Below are 13417 nucleotides of genomic sequence, written 5' to 3' on the forward strand. Positions count from 1 at the left end.
TTCAGCCCCTCAGTCCCATTCCAGGCCGCCGCGGCGCCATACGTAGGCGTAGGCGACGAAGACGGTGAGCACGAAGAGGAGCATCTCGACGAGCCCGAAGATCCCCAGCGAGTCGAAGGTGACCGCCCAGGGGTAGAGGAAGACAACCTCGATGTCGAAGACGATGAAGAGCATCGCCGTCAGGTAGTACTTGATGGGGAAGCGGCCGCCGCCGGCGGGCATGGGAGTGGGCTCGATGCCGCACTCGTACGCTTCAAGTTTTGCCCGGTTGTACCGTTTTGGACCGATCAGCGTGGCCATGACCACGGAGAAGATCGCAAACCCTGCGCCGAGGGCGCCGAGCACGAGGATGGGCGCGTACGCATTCACGCTCCTCGCTCCTTCCAGTCGTCCTTGACCGTTGGACCGCTGCCGGCGCCGCGCGCCCCGCCTCGCATGTGAGGCAGTTCACAAGCCGGACTGGTGCGCATCTTATGCCCGCCCATCTGTGATCTGCGACACGGGTTACAACAACGAGTTTGTGATCTCCACCACCTGACGAACGATCATGAAGCCCAATGAGTGGTGATCTTCATACGTGAAGCATCCACATGATCACCAAAGGTGACATCCGCACCTGTCGTCGCAGGTGGAGGGCCTGTTGCACTATCAAATCGTGGCCACTGCACGCAAATTGGCACGGTGGGGTGCGTGATGATAAAGGGATCGGCGTCCCCCGGTCGGGGGACCTCGCGCGTACGGGAGTGGACGCGTGCATGCGTTCACGAAGTCGGGGAAGTGGCGCTTCGAGGAGCCGGTGCGGACGACCGCGGGGACGACTCCGGGGACGAGCCGGCGACCGCGCCGCGAGCGGTCGCGAGCCGTCGGGATGCGAGCGGGAGGCGATCGCGGGGCCGCCCCGGCCCGCCGTCGACCCGGCGGCGAGTTCACGGTTCGATCACAGGAGGGCCACAGCGTCCGCATCGCGTGACGCTTCTGTGACCTGCGCCACTCGGAATTCTCGGTACCGAAAGGGGGCTTGGCCATCTGTGCAGGTGGATGGTAGGCCCGGGATCAATTCGGACTTATTGGTGAAACCCCATGATCACAGCCTTGCGGACGACTGTCCGATTCGCCCGTTACGGCGTCAATAAGAGGTCCGACGCGCCCGGTTAGCCCGCTTCGCGCACAACTGTGGCGCAGACCACGTTTCTTGAACGGAACCGCGAGGCCCTGATAGCGGTTGACCCATGTCCCTCACCGCTCACATACCCAGCCACCGGAAGCCCCGCCGCAGCGCCTCGAAGCTCGCGGTCCGCGCCGGAGTTGCCGGTGGCGTCCTCAGCACCCTGGCCATGGCCGGCACGGCGAGCGCCACCCCCTCCGCCGAGCCCGTGCACGAGACCACCCTCGAAATGCCGGTCCTCAACCTGGACCTGAGCGCCGAGGTGTCCTCGTCCGTGGCCAAGGCCGCGGAGAACACCCGCGCCGCCGCCGTCGACGGCGAGCTCAACGCCCTGGAGGAGACCGCCCGCACGGGCGCCGCCGCCGAGGCCAAGCAGCTGAAGGCCGACGCCCAGCAGAAGGCCGACGCCGAGACCAAGGCGAAGGCCGAGGCGGACCGCAAGGCCGAGGCCGAGCGCGCCAACCGCAGCGCGGCCCGCGCCCCGATCCAGAGCAACTCCGGATCCAACTCCGGCGGCTCCTCCTCCGCGGGGTCCTCGCAGGGCAAGGGCACCGTCACGGCCCCCGCGACCGGCTCCGCCGCCGCCATCGTGAACTTCGCCCGCGCGCAGGTCGGCAAGGCGTACGTCATGGGCGGCACCGGCCCGTCCTCGTTCGACTGCTCGGGTCTGGTCCAGGCCGCGTACCGCCAGGCCGGCATCAGCCTGCCGCGCATGTCGCAGGCGCAGTCCTCGGCCGGCACCTCGGTCTCCCTGAGCGCCCTCCAGCCGGGCGACATCCTGTACTGGGGCTCCAAGGGCAGCGCGTACCACGTCGCCGTCTACGTCGGCGGCGGCAAGTTCGTCGGCGCGCAGAACCCCAGCACCGGCATCGTCGAGCGCTCCATGAGCTACGACAAGCCGACGGGCGCCGTGCGCGTCCTCTGACATCTCCCCGCAGTCCCGGGCCGCTCCCAGGACGCACGAAAGGCCGGTACTCCCCCGCTCGGGGGTGGAGTACCGGCCTTTCGGCCGTCCTGGGGCTCCTGGCGGCGCCCGGAGGCCCCGAGGGGCGTGAGGGGCCGTGAGGGGCCTCTGAGCCGCGCGGCGTTCCGTACGCCGCTCCGTGCGTCGTTCGGTGCGCCGTTCGGTGTGCCGTTCGGTGCGCCGTTCCGTGCGTCGTTCTGTGTGCCGCTCCGTCAGTCGAGGAACGTGGCCGAGGTGATCTTGTTCTTGAAGTTGGTGCTGGCGTTGCCCACGTAACCCGGGGGGAGCGCGCCGACCAGACCGGCGAGGTTGGGGTCGGTGCCCACCTTCCACGTGTAGGTGTCCCGATTGCGGTACGACGCGGTGTCGTCGTTCGTCACCCGGTTCCGGCCGGCGCAGCCCTCCGGCCCGATGAAGAGGTCGTTGTAGAAGTTCCAGTCCGAGGCCAGCAGGTCGAAGACACAACCGCCTTGGTTGGAGTTGTAGTAAAGGCCGAACTCACTGGCTTCCAGATAGCCGTCCTTCGGTGTGTTGGCGGCCGCCGGTCCGGCCGCCGCCAGAAGAACGACGCCCACGGATACCGCGGCGGCGCAGCCGGCGGCAATTCGGTTAAGTGCCTTGCTCATGAGTCTTTTTCTCCATCTTCAGGGAATTGATTCCGGCCGGGATTAAACCCTCCGGACTCCTGCGAAGCAAGCTTCTTCTCGGCTGATCAGGCCATAACCACCATGGCGCGTACCGGACTTGTCGGCTCGGTCGGCATCCGCTTACGCTCTCCCGCGGCCTTCCGCCCCTCCCCCACACGGACGCGCCCCCTCCACTCCGCCGACCGCAAGGGAAACGACCTCGTGCGTGTACGCGAAATATCCTCGTCACTCCTTTTGTGCCTCGCACTGACCGGATGCGGTGGCGGAGCAGTTCCGGGGAAGAACTCCGCAGCGGGAACACCCGGGGCCACCGCCGCGCCCTCGATCCCGTCGGGTGACATCCCGTTCTACCGGTGCATGGAACAGCACGGAATGACCGTCTCCTACGGGGAGAACGGCGCGCCGCACTTCGTGGAGAAGGAGAGCCCGCGCTACCCCGAGGCGCAGAACGCCTGCCTGTCCCTGCTCCCCCCGACGCCCGCCCCCGTCCAGGTGAGTCCGGAGGAACTCGCCGCCGCGCGCAAGGGTTCCGCGTGCATGCGGGAGCACGGCGTCTCCTGGTATCCGGACCCGGATCCGGTCACCGGCGAGGCTGGCCAGAAGGAGGGGGGCACCTCCGAGCAGTGGCAGTCCCTCAAGAGGGACCGCCTCGACGCCTTCCGCACCTGCCTGCCCCGGCCCTCCTGAAGGGCCCGTGCGCGGCTCAGGAGAGCCCGGCCGCCAGCCGGTACCGGGCCTCGCGCTGCTTCTTGTACAGCGCGAGGGTCTCGGCCTGCTCCTCCACCAGCCGCTTCTGGTACGCCGTCTCCACCGCCGCCCAGATGCCCACCAGGTTCACCTCGCGCTTGCAGGCGACGTCGGCCTTGGCCGCGGTGACGGCCTTGGGCCCGCCCGGATCGGCCTCCAGGCCCAGCTTCTGGACGACCTCGTAGGGATCCTTCAGGCCGGTGTACCCGGACTTCCCCATGCACGCCGACCAGTTCTTCAGCACCGCGGCCACCCGCGAATCGCTCTTGGAGCGTTCGTGCGCCTCCGATGCCAGCCCGAACGGGAACAGCAGGTCCACGCTGTCCTTCGTCGGCGCGTACAGCTTGCGGTACGCCTCGCGGATGCATCCGCCGGGCGGCACCTTCTGCCCGCCGACGTCGATGCCGCTGTCCACCTTCGCGGCCTCTTCCTCGTTCGCGGCGTCCGGGGGCTGCGCGGCGCCCTCGGCCCCGCCCGGCCGTTCGCCGTGCATGACGAGGGTGGCGCTCTCGCTCAGCGGGGCGGCCGGGGGCTTGACCGGCCGGCCCTTGCCCGCGGTCAGGTCGTAGCCGTGGGCCGCCGCGAACTCCGGATCGGCCGCTCCGAAGAGGACCTGGTGCCGGCCCTCGGGCCCCTGGGCCCCGGCCGGATCGGAGGGCCTGACCTCCTCGTACGGGAACCCGTACCGGGCCATGCAGCGGGAGAGCAGCCGCTGTTGCACCTGCCCCATGCGGACCGTCTCGGCGTCGGTGTCCGTGTACGCGTCGAGGGGCAGCGAGATCGAGGCGGCGGCCGGGGCGACGGCCACCTCGCCGAGCTCCGGCTCGCCGTGCGCGCCGCCACCGCCGTCGGGATCCGAACAGCCGGCCAGGACGAGCGCCAGCAGGACGGCGGCCGGGAGGACGGGACGGAGGGCGGGACGGAGGAGCGGACGGGAGCGTATGCCGGAAGACCTGTTCACTCTCGGAAATTCAACAGGCCGTCCGGTACCGGGACAAGGCCTTCTCACCAGCTGGTCAGCCAATCTTCTTGCCTGGAAACCGACTTGCAGCCCCGTCCCGCCTGGCGGGCACCTCGTGCCGAACCGGCGGCGCCCTGCGAAGATGGCCACGGGCGAGCGCGCCCGAGTCGCCCCAGGAAGTGGTGATCCGTGACGACCAGTCCGTCCGACGAAACCCCCGGCGCCGGTGCCGGTGCCGTCCCGGCCGCGGCCGGGCTCGGCCTGCTCTCCCTCGGCGGCTGGCTGCTGACCACCACCCGCCCCTGGCAGAAACCCGGCTCCCCGCTCACCCTCACCCTGGACTGGACGGCCTCGGGAACCCTGATGCTCTGCGGCCTGGTCCTCCTGACCCGCTGCATCCGCCAGGTCCACGGCCCGGACGCCCCCGCGTCGGAGCCCGCGTACGAGACTCCGTACGAGACCCCGCGCGAGGCGCGCCCGGTCAGGCTCAGGCCTTGGGGGCGACCTTCGAAAGGCCGTTGATGACGCGGTCCATCGCGTCGCCTCCCGTGGGGTCGGTCAGGTTGGCCAGCATCTTCAGGGTGAACTTCATCAGCACGGGGTGGCTCAGGCCGCGCTGGGCGGCGATCTTCATGATCTTCGGGTTGCCGATGAGCTTCACGAAGGCGCGGCCCAGGGTGTAGTAGCCGCCGTAGGTCTCCTTCAGGACCTTCGGGTAGCTGTGCAGGGTCAGTTCGCGCAGGGCCGGGGTGGCGCGGGAGTGCGCCTGCACGATGACGTCGGCGGCGATCTGGCCCGACTCCATCGCATAGGCGATGCCCTCGCCGTTGAACGGGTTGACGAGCCCGCCCGCGTCACCGACGAGCAGCAGCCCCTTGGTGTAGTGCGGCTGCCGGTTGAAGGCCATCGGCAGGGCCGCGCCGCGGATGGGCTGCGTCATGTTCTCGGGGGTGTAGCCCCAGTCCTCCGGCATCGAGGCGCACCAGGCCTTGAGGACCTCGCGCCAGTCCAGCTCCTTGAAGGCGGAGGAGGAGTTGAGGATGCCGAGGCCGACGTTGGAGGTGCCGTCGCCCATGCCGAAGATCCAGCCGTAGCCGGGCAGCAGCCGGTCCTCGGCCCCGCGCCGGTCCCACAGCTCCAGCCAGGACTCCAGGTAGTCGTCGTCGTGCCGGGGCGAGGTGAAGTAGGTGCGTACGGCCACGCCCATCGGGCGGTCCTCGCGCCGGTGCAGGCCCATCGCCAGGGACAGCCGGGAGGAGTTGCCGTCGGCGGCGACCACCAGCGGGGCGCTGAAGGTGACCGGGGTCTTCTCCTCGCCGAGCTTCGCCGTCACTCCGGTGATGTGGCCGGTACGGGGATCGCGCACGGGCTCGCCGACGTTGCAGCGCTCGTACAGCCGGGCGCCGGCCTTCTGCGCCTGGCGGGCCAGGGTCTCGTCGAAGTCGTCTCGCTTGCGGACGAGTCCGTAGTCCGGGAAGGAGGCCAGCTCGGGCCAGTCCAGCTGGAGCCGCTGGCCGCCGCCGATGATCCGCAGACCCTTGTTGCGCAGCCAGCCGGCCTCTTCGGAGATGTCGATGCCCATCGACACGAGCTGCTTCGTGGCGCGCGGGGTCAGGCCGTCGCCGCAGACCTTCTCGCGCGGGAACGCGGTCTTCTCCAGGAGCAGGACGTCAAGTCCGGCCTTGGCCAGGTAATACGCGGTGGTAGAGCCGGCGGGCCCGGCCCCGACGACGATCACGTCCGCGGAGTGCTCGGAGAGGGGCTCGGTCACGGCGGTCTCCCGAAGGCTCGACAACTCGATAAAGGGTGCCCAACGGCACGAGAACGTGTGCAGTCTATGCAGCGAGAGAGATCGCGATCCGAAGGGCTGCCCCTGTGACCACCTCGCCGACCCGGCCGCTCCCCGCCGTCCAGCTCCGTGTGCCCACGGACGAGGACGCGCACGCCTGGCACCGGGTCTTCCACGACCCCGACGTCATGGAGTTCCTCGGCGGCCCGGCCGAGCTCTCCTTCTACGAGGAAATCACCGCCCGGCAGCGGATGCACGACGCCCGGCTGGGCTTCTGCCTGTGGACGCTCCTGGACGAGGACGGTGAGGTCATCGGCTTCACCGGAGCCCAGCCGTGGCCCGAGTCCAAGGGGTGGGGCCCCGTCGGAGAGATCGAGATCGGCTGGCGGCTCGCTCGCTCCGCGTGGGGGCGGGGGTATGCGTACGCGGCTGCGCTGGCGGCGTTGGAGCGGGTGCGGGGGGCTGGGGTGCGGGATGTCGTCGCGATGGTCGACGATGCGAATGTCCGCTCGATCGCGGTGGCGGAACGCCTGGGCATGACCCTGGCGTCCCGCACCCCGATCCCCGGCGGCCCCCGCACCGCCCGCCGCTACGCCCTGACCCTCCAACCCGCCTAACCCCCCGCTGCGCGGGGCGGAGCCCCCGCCGCACCCCTTGCCGCTGCGCGGGGCTGTCCCCTACCCGCCCTTCCACCGTTCCCCGGGCGCTGCCCGGACCCGGTCCTCAAACGCCGGACGGGCTGGAAGCGGGGCACCGGGCTGCGCCCGGACCCCCTGGGGCTCCGCCCCGGACCCCGCGCCTCAAACGCCGGCGAGGCTGAAACGGCGCTCCGCGCCGTCCAGCTCCGCCCCGGCCATATCCAGCCCCTCCGGCGTTTGAGGAGCGGGGGTCCGGGGGCTGGCCCCCGGCAACGGCGCCGCACACGGCAAGGGTCCGGGCGGAGCCCGGGGAACGGAGGAAGGGCGGGTAGGGGACCTCGCCCCGCAGGGCCGACCAGCCGCACCCGACCACCGAACCCCGAGCCGGGACGGCCGTGGCGGCAGCCCCGACCAGGCCACCGCCGAACGGAGTCCGGCGCAGCGGTGCGTCAAGAATCAGAAGACGGAAAGGCCCGTCAGGGTCGTGAAGCGGTCCAGGGCGGCCACCGCGGCGACGGAGTTGCCCTGGGGGTCCAGGCCGGGGCTCCACGCGGCCAGCGTGCACGCGCCGGGCACGACCGCGACGATGCCCCCGCCGACACCGCTCTTGCCGGGCAGGCCCACCCGGTAGGCGAACTCCCCCGCCGCGTCGTACGTCCCACAGGTCAGCATCACCGCGTTGACCTGCTTCGCCTCGCTGCGCGTCAGCAGCCGGGAGCCGTCGGCGCGCAGCCCGTGCCGGGCCAGGAAGAGGCCGGCCCGGGCGAGGTCGGCGCAGCTCAGCTCGATGGAGCACTGCCAGAAGTAGTGCTCCAGCAGCATGGGTACCGGGTTGTCTATGTTCCCGTAGGCGGCCATGAAGTGGGCGAGGGCCGCGTTGCGGTCTCCGTGTTCCTGTTCGGAGGCGGCGACCTCCGGGTCGAAGGCGACGTCGGGGTTCTGGCTCTCCTCCCGGAGGAAGCGCAGGAGTTCGCTGCTCGCGTCGCCGGTCAGCGTTTGCAGCCGGTCGGTGACGACGAGCGCGCCCGCGTTGATGAAGGGGTTGCGGGGGATGCCGTTCTCGTACTCCAGCTGCACGAGGGAGTTGAACGGGTTGCCGGAGGGTTCCCGGCCGACCCGCTCCCAGAGGCTGTCGCCGCCCTCGGCGAGCGCGAGGGCCAGTGCGAAGACCTTGGTGATGGACTGGGTGGAGAAGGGGGTCTTCCAGTCCCCGACTCCGTACACGTTGCCGTCGAGGTCGGCGATGGCCATCCCGAACTGCCGGGGGTCCACGGATGCCAGCGCCGGGATGTACTCGGCGGTGGTGCCGCTGCCGATCAGCGGGGCGATGTCGGTGGCGACCTGCTCCAGCAGGGCCTGGTAGTCCATCTCCGGGGCCCCGTACTACGCGTGCTTGGTGCCGCGGTGGAGGGCCACGATGCCGCCGCTCAGGTTGCGCCAGGCCACCTTGGACCAGCCGGCCTTCTGCAGCAGGCCGGCCAGCGCGGGCTGGTCGGGCCAGGCGCGGATGGAGTCGGCGAGGTAGACGTACGCGTCGGGGTTGGAGGACACGGCGCGGGCCACCGGCGGCATCGCACGCATCAGGTACTCGGTGTAGACCGTCCGGAAGGGGGCCCAGGTGGGCTGCGAGAACTCGCAGATGACGACCTGGCCGCCGGGCTTCGTGACCCGGTGCAGCTCGCGCAGGGCGGCGTCGGTGTCCTGGACGTTGCGCAGGCCGAAGGAGATGGTGACGGTGTCGAAGACGTCGTCCTTGAAGGGGAGCTTCGTGGCGTCGCCCGCGGTCAGCGGGAGCCAGGGGTTGCGCTTCTTGCCCTCGCGGAGCATGCCGAGGGAGAAGTCGCAGGGCACGACGTACGCACCGGTCGCGGCGAAGGGCAGCGAGGACGTGGCCGTGCCGGCGGCCAGGTCGAGGACCAGCTGTCCGGGGCGGGCGCCGACCGCCTTGGCGACCTCCTTGCGCCACAGGCGGGCCTGTCCGAGGGAGAGGACGTCGTTGGTGAGGTCGTAGTTCGCGGCCACGCCGTCGAACATGGAGGCGACTTCGTGCGGCTGCTTGTCCAGGGAAGCGCTGGTCACTGGCGTTGGCCCCTCGGGTACGGGTACGGGTGCTGCGGACCGCCGACCGGACAGACGGACGGTCCGGCGGGTGCACCGTCATTCTCGCAGGCCTACCCTCTCCCGCGCCCGCCCGCCCCGGCCGCCCGGACCGCCGGGGGCCGTCCCGGGTACGTCCCGGGCGCGTACGAGAGGTGGTCGTGGAGCGGCGGCGTGGCGTGGCGCCCGTCACACCGGGCAACGATCCGGGGCTGCGGACGTCTGGTAGGGCGAAGAGGCCGCCCACTTCCGCATGATCATGGACCCAGTCATGACGAAACATCGCACCGACCGCACGCCCGCACGCCCCAACCCTCGCGCATCCCCCCGTGCTTCCCTCCGCGCTTCCCCCCGTGCTTCCGCCCGCGCTTCCGCCCGTGCTTCCCTCCGCGCATCCGCCCGGGGAGGCCGCCGACGGGGCCGCCGCCGGCCCGCCCGGTTCGTGCTCCCGTTACTGCTGTGCTCGGGCGCCGTCGCCGTGGTGGCTCTGGTGGTGGGGCTGCTGCCCCGGGGCGCCGACCCGGGTGCGCAGCTTTCCGCCCCGTCGGCGCCGGAGTCCGGGCCGCCCGCACCCTCCGGGCCGGTGACCGTACCCACGCCGTCACCTCCGGTGTCGCCGTCGGCGCCACCCGCGGTGGTGTCCCCGGCCGCCCCGGCCACGGTTCCCGAGACGGGCCCCGGCACCTTCCGGGCATCCACCGCCTCGGGGCCCGTACACGGTTCCGGCACCGTACGGCGCTACCGCGTCGAGGCCGAGGACGGCACGGGCATCGATCCGGACGAGGCCGCGCGCGCCGTCGACGCCGTCCTGGGCGACCGGCGCGGCTGGACCGCCGATCCCGCGGTCGCGTTCCGGCTGACCGGGTCCGGGCCGGTGGAGTTCACGGTACGGATCGCCACGCCGGCCACCACGGACCGGATGTGCGAGGTGGTGACCGCGGAGCTGAAGGGCGAGACGAACTGCCGCGCCGGGCACGAGGTGATCGTCAACCTCCGGCGCTGGCTGCTCGGTTCGCCGCAGTTCGACGGGTCGCCCGCCGACTACCGGGCACTGATCATCAATCACGAGGTGGGCCACGAACTGGGCCACGGACACGAGACCTGCCCCGGACCGGGGCTGCCCGCACCGGCGATGATGCAGCAGATCAGGGGCCTGCTGGGCTGCCGGTCCAATGCCTGGCCGTTCGACGCGAAGGGCAACTACACGAGGGGCCCCAGCGTCCCCTGAGTCGCGCCCGGACCGCCCGGGCTTCCCGGAACGCCCGGACCACCCGGTCCGCCCGGACTTCCCGGCCGTTCCGCTCAGCGGCGGCGGTGGAGCAGCCTGCCGCCGATGACCGTGGCCACGCAGCTGGTCGGGCCCTCGACCAGCAGCTCCGCCGGGCCGGCGACCGCGAAGACCGCGAACCGGGCCGGAGCGCCCGCTTCCAGGACTCCGTGGAAGGCCTCCTCGGCCGCGGTCCGGCCGGCGAGCGGGTCCAGGGAGGCCGGGCCCTCGTACGGGGCGGGCGGGACGACGGTGAGCCCGGAGCGGACGACGGCCGTCCGGACGGCCGGGCTGGTGAAGCGGCCGGCCACCGCGACCACCCCGCGGGCGAGCAGCTTCTGCGTGCCGCGCCGCGCGCTGTTGCCCCAGCGCGGCTCGGTCATCTTCAGGTCCGCCAGCGCCTCGGCGCCGCTGATGGGTTCGGCCCCGAGCTCGGTGATCTCGTACGGGTCGTCCGGGTAGTACGTGCGCTCCAGGAGCTCGTCGCCGCCGCGCACGAGCAGCCCCGGGGTCAGCACCCCGGGCCAGCTGCGGGCGCGCGCGTGCGGATAGGCCGCGGCGAGCTCCTCGTACGGGCCCACCCGGGCGATGCGGTCGCCCTCGACCAGGACCGCGCCGCGGGGCAGCGGCGCGGTTCCGGTACCGGAGCCGGTAGCGGAACCGGTCGGTCCGGTGACGAGGAGTTCGGCGGTGTGGATCGTCAGCACGGGCGTGTCAGTTCGAGGAGATGAGCTTCAGCTCGGGGTGCGCCGTGCCGCCCTCGATGGCGGTGGAGGAGATGTGCGAGACCACGCGGTCGTCGACCGGGTCGTTCGCCGGGTCGTCGTGGACCAGGAGGTGCTCGTACGTCGTGGCGCGCTGCGCGGGGACGCGGCCGGCCTTGCGGATGAGGTCGATGATCTCCATCCGGTTCGAGCGGTGCTTGGCACCGGCCGAGGAGACCACGTTCTCCTCCAGCATGATCGAACCGAGGTCGTCGGCGCCGTAGTGCAGGGAGAGCTGGCCCGCCTCCTTGCCCACGGTGAGCCAGGAGCCCTGGATGTGGGCGATGTTGTCGAGGAAGAGCCGCGCGATGGCGATCATGCGCAGGTACTCGAAGACGGTCGCCTGGGTCCGGCCCTTGAGGTGGTTGTTCTCGGGCTGGTAGGTGTACGGGATGAAGGCGCGGAAGCCGCCCGTACGGTCCTGGGTGTCGCGGATCATCGCGATGTGCTCGATGCGCTCGGCGTTGGTCTCGCCGGTGCCCATCAGCATGGTGGAGGTGGACTCGACGCCCAGCTTGTGGGCGATCTCCATGATCTCCAGCCAGCGCTCGCCGGACTCCTTGAGCGGGGCGATCGCCTTGCGCGGCCGCTCCGGGAGCAGTTCGGCGCCGGCGCCCGCGAAGGAGTCGAGGCCGGCGGCGTGGATCCGCTGGATGGCCTCGTCCGCCGACACCTTGGAGATCCGGGCCATGTGCTCGACCTCGGAGGCGCCGAGGGAGTGGATGACCAGCTGCGGGAAGGCCTGCTTGATGGCGGAGAAGTGGTGCTCGTAGTACTCGACGCCGTAGTCGGGGTGGTGGCCGCCCTGGAACATGATCTGGGTGCCGCCCAGCTCGACGGTCTCCGCGCAGCGGCGCAGGATGTCGTCGAGGTCCCGGGACCAGCCCTTCTTCGCGTCCTTGGGGGCCGCGTAGAAGGCGCAGAACTTGCACGCCGTCACGCACACGTTCGTGTAGTTGATGTTGCGCTCGATGATGTACGTCGCGATGTGCTCGGTACCCGCGTAGCGCAGCCGGCGGGCCGCGTCGGCGGCCTGGCCGAGGGCGTGCAGGGGCGCGTGCCGGTAGAGGTCGAGCGCCTCTTCCTGGGTGATCCGGCCCCCAGTGGCGGCTCGGTCGAGGACTGACTGGAGAGCGGCCTGGTCGGTCACCGGTGCGTCACCTTTCGGCTGTGTCGTTCGGCTGGCGCCCGGCTGCGGTCGAGATCCCGGACCGATCCAGCCTACGCCAGCCCCTCCGGCTCCCGGTCTGGCCCCCTGCGGGATGTCCCGAAGGGGGCGGTTCGCGGAGCGGTCCGGGGAGCGGTACGGGGAGCGGTACGGGGAGCCCGGCTCAGGGAACCGGTCCGGCGCCGAGCACGGGGCCGGACCCCAGGTCGAGCCCCAGCCCCAGGCCCAGGCCCGCGTAGAGCACGCCCGCGAGGGCGCCGCCGGCCATGAACGGGCCGAAGGCGAGCGGGGTCCCGGGCTCCGCCCGGCGCAGGGCGGTGCGGACGTACCCGTACACGGAGGCCGCGCTGGACCCGGCGAGAGCGCCCGCGAACAGCACGAACCACCCGTACCAGCCCAGGATCTGCCCCACGGTCAGGGCCAGGGTGACGTCGCCGAATCCCATGCCGGGCGGGTAGATGAGGTGGAACAGGAAGTACACGGCCCCGAGGACGAGGCCGCCGAGCAGCGCGCGCGTCCAGGATCCGCCCGTACCCGTGAACAGGGCGGCCACCCCGAGTGCGGCCGCGGTGAGGGCCGCCAGCGGCAGGGTCACCACGTCGGGCAGCCGGTGCACGGCCTGGTCGACGAAGCAGAGCAGGACGGTGAAGGGCGCCAGCAGCAGCCAGGCGGCCAGTTCGGGCCGCGCCCCGACCCCGGCGCCCAGGGCGAGGCACACCAGGACGGAGGCGAGCACGGACCCGGCGACGGGCGCGTAGCCGGCCCGCCACCGGCCCGCGGGCTCGCACCCCGGGCACACCGGGAGGCCCAGCCAGCCTCGGGCGGGGCCGGTCAGCGGATGCCCGGCCGGGCAGTCGGAGCGCCGGGGCAGGCCCACCTCGACGGAGAGCCGGTAGGCGGCGCGGGGCAGCAGCAGGCCCGTCAGCGCGCCCCAGAGCGTGACCCCGGCCACGAATCCCGCGATGCCCATGTCAGCTCTCGCCCCCGCCCCGCCCCACCGCGCCGCGTCTTGGCGATGGACGGTAGCAGGGGCGGCGGGAGCGGGGGAGGTTGTCCCCAGCCGGCGTCTGCCCACCCTTTCCGTCGTCCCCCGGGCGGCACCGCCCGGGGATGCGCACGGGGATGCGCACGGGACGGTGAAAGGGGGACGCATTCCCGGTAAACGGCGGCATTCGCCTTTCCGCAGAGCGGAATGCAGCGGAAAGGCGAA

The 13417-nt window shown here is 71.6% G+C and carries 14 protein-coding genes; 5 read left to right on the forward strand and 9 right to left on the reverse strand.

Annotated elements, in window-relative coordinates:
• Positions 1-9 precede the first annotated feature (9 nt).
• On the reverse strand, positions 10-369 hold the full coding sequence (locus ACFWNV_RS20395; protein WP_030010013.1) for an NADH-quinone oxidoreductase subunit A: 360 nt from the start codon (positions 367-369) through the stop codon (positions 10-12).
• A gap of 860 nt (positions 370-1229) precedes the next feature.
• On the opposite strand from ACFWNV_RS20395, the gene ACFWNV_RS20400 reads away from it, so the two are divergent.
• Positions 1230-2090: a C40 family peptidase gene (locus ACFWNV_RS20400; protein ID WP_383948713.1), complete on the forward strand. Its 861-nt coding sequence runs from the start codon at positions 1230-1232 to the stop codon at positions 2088-2090.
• 251 nt (positions 2091-2341) lie between these two features.
• On the opposite strand, the gene ACFWNV_RS20405 is transcribed toward ACFWNV_RS20400, so the two are convergent.
• Positions 2342-2755 carry a hypothetical protein gene (locus tag ACFWNV_RS20405; protein ID WP_383948716.1) on the reverse strand — a complete coding sequence of 138 codons (414 nt, stop codon included), beginning with the start codon at positions 2753-2755 and terminating at the stop codon, positions 2342-2344.
• 378 nt (positions 2756-3133) lie between these two features.
• Between ACFWNV_RS20405 and ACFWNV_RS20410 the strand changes: the two genes are divergently transcribed.
• On the forward strand, positions 3134-3463 hold the full coding sequence (locus ACFWNV_RS20410) for a hypothetical protein (protein ID WP_383948719.1): 330 nt from the start codon (positions 3134-3136) through the stop codon (positions 3461-3463).
• Between the two features lie 16 nt (positions 3464-3479).
• On the opposite strand, the gene ACFWNV_RS20415 is transcribed toward ACFWNV_RS20410, so the two are convergent.
• Positions 3480-4484 (reverse strand): hypothetical protein, encoded by a 1005-nt coding sequence (locus ACFWNV_RS20415; RefSeq protein WP_383948722.1) that lies wholly within the window; start codon positions 4482-4484, stop codon positions 3480-3482.
• 189 nt (positions 4485-4673) lie between these two features.
• Here ACFWNV_RS20415 and ACFWNV_RS20420 point away from each other — a divergent pair, with 189 nt between their 5' ends.
• Positions 4674-5006: a hypothetical protein gene (locus tag ACFWNV_RS20420; RefSeq protein ID WP_383948725.1), complete on the forward strand. Its 333-nt coding sequence runs from the start codon at positions 4674-4676 to the stop codon at positions 5004-5006.
• On the opposite strand, the gene ACFWNV_RS20425 is transcribed toward ACFWNV_RS20420, so the two are convergent.
• Positions 4972-6255, reverse strand: coding sequence for a geranylgeranyl reductase family protein (locus ACFWNV_RS20425; protein ID WP_243339952.1), 1284 nt, complete (start codon positions 6253-6255; stop codon positions 4972-4974). The genes ACFWNV_RS20420 and ACFWNV_RS20425 overlap by 35 nt on opposite strands.
• 104 nt (positions 6256-6359) lie before the next feature.
• Between ACFWNV_RS20425 and ACFWNV_RS20430 the strand changes: the two genes are divergently transcribed.
• On the forward strand, positions 6360-6890 hold the full coding sequence (locus ACFWNV_RS20430) for a GNAT family N-acetyltransferase (RefSeq protein ID WP_383948728.1): 531 nt from the start codon (positions 6360-6362) through the stop codon (positions 6888-6890).
• Positions 6891-7367: 477 nt separating this feature from the next.
• Here the strand turns inward: ACFWNV_RS20430 and ACFWNV_RS20435 are convergent, their stop codons facing one another.
• Both ACFWNV_RS20435 and ACFWNV_RS20440 read right to left on the reverse strand, forming a co-directional pair.
• On the reverse strand, positions 7368-8279 hold the full coding sequence (locus tag ACFWNV_RS20435) for a glutaminase (protein ID WP_383948731.1): 912 nt from the start codon (positions 8277-8279) through the stop codon (positions 7368-7370).
• 15 nt (positions 8280-8294) lie between these two features.
• A complete protein-coding gene (locus ACFWNV_RS20440; protein WP_383948734.1) occupies positions 8295-8990 on the reverse strand; it encodes a demethylmenaquinone methyltransferase in 696 nt (231 codons plus the stop codon).
• A gap of 601 nt (positions 8991-9591) precedes the next feature.
• Here ACFWNV_RS20440 and ACFWNV_RS20445 point away from each other — a divergent pair.
• A complete protein-coding gene (locus ACFWNV_RS20445; RefSeq protein WP_383948736.1) occupies positions 9592-10236 on the forward strand; it encodes a DUF3152 domain-containing protein in 645 nt (214 codons plus the stop codon).
• Positions 10237-10310: 74 nt separating this feature from the next.
• Here ACFWNV_RS20445 and ACFWNV_RS20450 read toward each other — a convergent pair whose 3' ends face one another.
• From ACFWNV_RS20450 to ACFWNV_RS20460, 3 genes are all read right to left on the reverse strand, one after another.
• Positions 10311-10982, reverse strand: coding sequence for a hypothetical protein (locus tag ACFWNV_RS20450; protein WP_383948739.1), 672 nt, complete (start codon positions 10980-10982; stop codon positions 10311-10313).
• Between the two features lie 7 nt (positions 10983-10989).
• Entirely contained in the window at positions 10990-12189 is a 1200-nt protein-coding gene (mqnC, locus tag ACFWNV_RS20455; RefSeq protein WP_383948742.1) for a cyclic dehypoxanthinyl futalosine synthase, read from the reverse strand.
• A gap of 181 nt (positions 12190-12370) precedes the next feature.
• The gene (locus tag ACFWNV_RS20460) at positions 12371-13177 is read right to left on the reverse strand and encodes a prepilin peptidase (RefSeq protein ID WP_383948745.1); all 807 of its coding nucleotides are present in this window, start codon (positions 13175-13177) and stop codon (positions 12371-12373) included.
• Positions 13178-13417 lie beyond the last annotated feature (240 nt).

Origin of the sequence: Streptomyces sp. NPDC058401 (genome assembly GCF_042722885.1) — a bacterium.
In the GTDB taxonomy this organism is placed as follows: Bacteria; Actinomycetota; Actinomycetes; order Streptomycetales; family Streptomycetaceae; genus Streptomyces.